Source organism: Vibrio sp. Vb1554, from assembly GCF_033344235.1.
In genome coordinates this window covers 1-1034 of the sequence record NZ_JAWPOJ010000471.1, presented here as the reverse complement: position 1 = coordinate 1034, position 1034 = coordinate 1, and the positions used below count along the sequence as shown (strand labels likewise).

Below are 1034 nucleotides of genomic sequence, written 5' to 3'. Positions count from 1 at the left end.
TTTCCATACCAACTTATCTAAAACAAATTAAGGTTATGATTTTTAAAATAAAAATAAAGCCAGAGGCATTTCTACGCTCTGGCTTCACTGTCCGTAAGTTGGTATTTTTAGCCAACCACTGGTGAATTTTACACATTCAGCTCTTTTGGAATCTTCGCTAACGCATCCTGCAGCACTTCTAGGCCAGAACCTGGCTTGTGCGCATTTTCACTGATGTGACGACGCCATTGGCGAGCACCCGGCATATTTTGGAACAAACCCAACATATGACGCGTGATATGACCAAGATACGCACCTTTCGCAAGCTGCGCTTCAATGTATGGGTACATCTCTTCAACAATTTCACTGCGCTTCTTCACTGGGGCATTAGAACCAAATAGTTCTTGATCTACCGAGGCAAGCAAGTAAGGGCTTTGGTAAGCTTCACGGCCAATCATCACACCATCTAGGTGCTGGAGGTGCACTTTTGCTTCTTCCAGAGATTTCACACCACCATTAATAGCAATAGTTAAGTGAGAAAAATCTTGCTTCAATTGGTAAGCACGTGGGTAGTCCAGCGGCGGAATCTCGCGGTTTTCTTTCGGGCTCAGACCACTTAGCCACGCTTTACGCGCGTGAATAGTGAACTGCTCACAGCCGCCTTTCTCAGAGACGATCGATACGAAGTCCGTTAGGAACTCATAAGAATCTTGATCGTCAATGCCGATACGTGTTTTAACCGTAACAGGAACATCAACCACCTCTTTCATTGCAGCGACACAGTCCGCGACCAATTGCGGCTCCGCCATCAGGCAAGCACCAAAGCGACCGTTTTGCACACGATCAGATGGACACCCCACATTTAGGTTGATTTCGTCGTAGCCACGTTCTTGCGCCAACTTGGCACACTTGGCCAAATCTTCTGGGTTTGAACCACCCAACTGAAGGGCTAACGGATGCTCCTCTTCGTTGTAAGCGAGGAAATCTCCTTTTCCATGAATGATCGCACCTGTCGTCACCATTTCAGTGTACAACAGGGTTTCTTTGGTCATTAA

1 protein-coding gene is annotated in these 1034 nt (G+C 46.5%); it reads right to left on the bottom strand.

Annotated features, from left to right (window positions below; genetic code table 11):
* Positions 1-128: 128 nt before the first annotated feature.
* Positions 129-1034 (bottom strand): tRNA dihydrouridine(20/20a) synthase DusA (dusA, locus tag R8N28_RS27155; protein WP_318183907.1); only part of this gene is annotated, 906 nt, incomplete at its 5' end.